General features: G+C 73.0%; 3 protein-coding genes. All 3 read left to right on the top strand.

All coding sequences use genetic code 11. The annotated features are described in order from the left end of the window. Positions 1-599: DsbA family protein (locus tag WC555_RS15290; RefSeq protein ID WP_373254966.1), on the top strand; the 599-nt coding region annotated here is incomplete at its 5' end. Between the two features lie 4 nt (positions 600-603). Beyond that, positions 604-1,212, top strand: coding sequence for a thioredoxin domain-containing protein (locus WC555_RS15285; protein WP_373254963.1), 609 nt, complete (start codon positions 604-606; stop codon positions 1,210-1,212). Positions 1,213-1,224: 12 nt separating this feature from the next. After that, positions 1,225-3,784 (top strand): AAA family ATPase (locus tag WC555_RS15280; protein WP_373254960.1); only part of this gene is annotated, 2,560 nt, incomplete at its 3' end.

The raw sequence follows: 3,784 nt of genomic DNA, 5'->3' as shown, positions 1-3,784 counted from the left end.
TCACCGGCGCCGCCCTGGCGACCATGGCCCTGGCCGCGTGCGGCGGCGGCGGCGCCAAGGGCGCGGCCGAGGGCGACATGGGTCTGGGCGCGCCGGAAGGCGCCAAGGTCACCGTGGTAGAATACGCCTCGGTCACCTGCCCCCACTGCGCCCTGTGGCAGAAGAACACCTGGCCGGCGTTCAAGGCCAAATACGTCGACACCAACAAGGTCCGCTACATCTTCCGCGAGCTGCCGACCCCGCCGGTCGACGCCGCCACCGCCGGCTTCCTGGTCGCGCGCTGCGCCGGCCCGGACAAATATTTCGACGTCGTCCACCAGCTGATGGCCACCCAGCAGGAGATGCTGACCTCGTCGCCGCGCGACTGGCTGCTGCGCACCGCTCAGGCGGCCGGCATGTCCGAGCAGCAGTTCAACGACTGCGTCACCGACAAGGACGCCGTCGCCGCCATGGAAACCCGCGTCCAGGCCGCCCGTACCCAGGGCGTGACCGGTACCCCCGCCTTCTACGTCAACGACACCCAGGTCATCACCCCCGGCGGCGAGGGCGCCAGCCTGGCCGACCTGTCCACCGCCATCGACGCCGAACTGGCCAAATAGGATGATGCGCCGCGCCGCCCTCTCGCTATCGGTCTTCGTCGCACTGGCCGCCGCGGGTCTGGCGGCGCCGGCCTTCGCCGCCGATGCGCCCCCGCCCATCACGGCCCAGGACCATGTCCTGGGCCGTGCGGATGCGCCGGTGACGGTGATCGAATACGCCTCCTTCACCTGCTCGCACTGCGCGGACTTCCACAACACCGTGCTGCCGGCCTTCAAGGCAAAATATATCGACACCGGCAAGGTCCGGCTGGTGCATCGCAACCTGCCGACCCAGCCCGCCAATGTCGCCGCCGCCGCCGCTGCGGTGGCCCTGTGCGCCGCGCCCGAACGTTACTTCGACGTGGCGGGCGTCTTCATGCGCGACCAGGCCAATCTGCGCACCACGGGGCCTCAACCCTGGTTCGCAGCGGGCATAGCCGCCAGCGGCAAGACGCGCGAACAGATCGAGACCTGCCTGGAAGGCCCGACCATTCGCGCCGAACTGGACGCCCAGATCGCGGGCGCCGATGCCGCCGGCGTCACCGGCACGCCCGCCTTCTTTGTTAACGGCAAGCCCGTCGCCGATCCCTCGCTGGAAGCCCTCTCGGCCGCCATCGACCCACTGCTTCGGTAGTCCGCCAGGACGATGCAGTTCCAGCGCCTCCGGCTCGTCGGCTTCAAGTCGTTCGTCGACCCGGCGGAGGTGCATATCGAATCCGGTCTGACCGGCGTCGTCGGCCCCAACGGATGCGGCAAGTCCAACGTCCTTGAGGGCCTGCGCTGGGTCATGGGGGCCAACTCGGCCAAGGCTATGCGCGGCCAGGGCATGGACGACGTCATCTTCGCCGGCGCCGCGGGCCGCCCTCCGCGCAGCCATGCCGAAGTCAGCCTGACCATCGACAATGCGCAGCGTCGCGCGCCCCAGCCCTTTACCGACAGCCCGTTGCTGGAGGTGTCGCGCCGCATCGACCGGGGCCAGGGCTCGACCTACCGCATCAACGGCAAGGAGGTCCGCGCCCGCGACGTCCAGCTGCTGTTCGCCGACGCCTCGACCGGCGCCAACTCGCCCGCCCTGGTCCGCCAGGGCCAGATCAGCGAGCTGATCGCCGCCAAGCCGCAGAACCGCCGCCGCATCCTGGAAGAGGCGGGCGGCGTCGCCGGCCTGCACACCCGCCGCCACGAGGCCGAGCTGCGGCTCAAGGCGGCCGAGACCAATCTGGACCGGCTGGACGACATCGGCCGCGAGCTGGAGACGGCGCTGAACCGCCTGAAGCGCGAAGCCCGCCAGGCCGAGAAATACAAGAAGATCTCCGCAGAGATCCGCGCCCTGCAGGCCGCCCTGCTCTACGTCCGCTGGAATGACGCCAGACTGGCCGCCGAAGCCGCCGCCGAGGAACTGCGCGACGCCGACCGTGCGGTCGCCGAGACGACCACCGCCGCCGCCGCCGCCCAGACCGCCGCCTTGGCCGCTAAGGAAGCCCTGAGGCCCGCGCGGGAGGAGGACGCCGTCGCGTCCGCCCTGCTGCACCGCGCCAGCCTGGAGCGCGACCGGCTAGACATGGCCGAACAGGCCGCCCGCGCCGAGGTGGACCGGCTCAAGGCCGAGGCCGCCCGCATCGCCGCCGATGCCGAGCGCGAAACCAACATGGCCGCCGACGCCCAGCGCGAACTGGACCGGCTGGATCACGAACTGACCCGGCTGAAGGCCGAGATCGCCGCCGCCCCCGAACGCGGCCCCGAACTGGACAAGGCCCTGGCCGCCGCCGAGGACGCCCGCAAGGCCGCCGACGGCGAGGTCGAACGCCTGGCCGGAACCCTGGCCGCCGTCGAGGCCCGCGCCAACGCCGAGACGGCGCGCAAGCGCGACGCCGAGACCCGCCTGGCCCGCGTCACCGGCCAGCACGATCAGGCCAGGCGCGAACGAGAGGCCCTGGGTTCTCTGGAAACGCCCGAGCTGGAAACCGCCCGCCAGGCGCTGGAGACCGCCCAGGCCGAGCTGACCGCCGCGCGCGAGGCCGTCGAGGCCGCCGAAGCCAAACGCGGCGACCTGGCGCGCGCCGAGCAAGAGGCGCGCACCACCGCCCGCGCCGCCGAGGATCGGCTGGGTCGGCTGCAGACCGAGGCGCGGGGCCTGGCCCAGCTGCTGGTCACCGGCAAGCGCGACCATCCGCCTGCGCTCGACAAGGTGCGCGCCGACAAGGGTTACGAGGCCGCCCTCGCCGCCGCCCTAGGCGACGATCTGGACGCCGCGCTGGACGCCAAGGCCGCCGCCTATTGGGGCGGGGCGGACGCGCCCTCCCCGTCCTGGCCCGCCGGGGTCACGCCCCTGTCCGACCATGTACAGGCGCCGGAGCAGCTGACCGCGCGCCTCGCCCTGTGCGGCGTCGCGTCCCACGCGCAGGCGGCGGACCTCGCCCAGGCCCTGCCGCCCGGCGCGCGTCTGGTGACGGTCGAGGGCGACCTCTATCGCTGGGACGGCTTCGTCAGCCGCGCCGAGGCGCCCCGCCCCGCCGCCGTTCGCCTGGCCCAGCGCACGCGGCTGGCCGAGCTGGAGGCCGAGATCGACAAGGGCCGACCCGCCCTGGATCAGGCCCAGGCCGCCCAGAAGGCCGCCACCGACGCCTTCCGCGCCGCAGAGGAGACGGTCAAGACCGTCCGCCTGGCTCCCTTCGCCGCCGACAAGGCCGTGACCGCCGCCCGCGACCGGGTCGAGACCCTGGCCCGCGACCATGCCCGCCGTGAGGCTCACGCCCAGGCCCTGGACGACACCGTGACCCGGCTGGCCGCCGACTTGGCCGAGGCGCAAGGCGCCGTGGACGCCGCCCAGACCACGGACGCACCGTCCGAGACCTTGTCGGGCTTGCGCGACGAGCTGACCGCCGCCCGGGCGGCCGCTGATGTCGCCCGCCTCGCCGCCCAGACCGCCCGCTCGGATCGTGACGCCGAGGCTCGCGACCGCCAGGGGCGCGAACAGCGGCTGGGCAGCCTGACCCGCGCCCGCGAGGGCTGGGTCACGCGGTCTAGGGACAGCGCCGCCCGCGTCGCCGCCCTGGGCAAGGACGCGGACAAGACCGCCGCCCTGCTGAAACAGGCCGAGGTCGCGCCCCAAGGCTTCGCCGAACAACGCGGCAGGCTGCTGGACACGCTGACCGCCGCCGAACAGCGTAAACAGGCGTCATCGGACGCCATGGCTCTGGCCGAGACGG

Source organism: Brevundimonas sp., assembly GCF_041648615.1.
Lineage (GTDB): Bacteria > Pseudomonadota > Alphaproteobacteria > Caulobacterales > Caulobacteraceae > Brevundimonas.
Note: the sequence above shows the minus strand (reverse complement) of the source record. Positions and strands in the feature narration are given on the sequence as shown.

Excerpts from the sequence above, each read along its gene's own strand:
- WC555_RS15285 (WP_373254963.1), top strand. The coding sequence starts at position 604 with ATGCGCCGCGCCGCCCTCTCGCTATCGGTCTTCGTCGCACTGGCCGCC.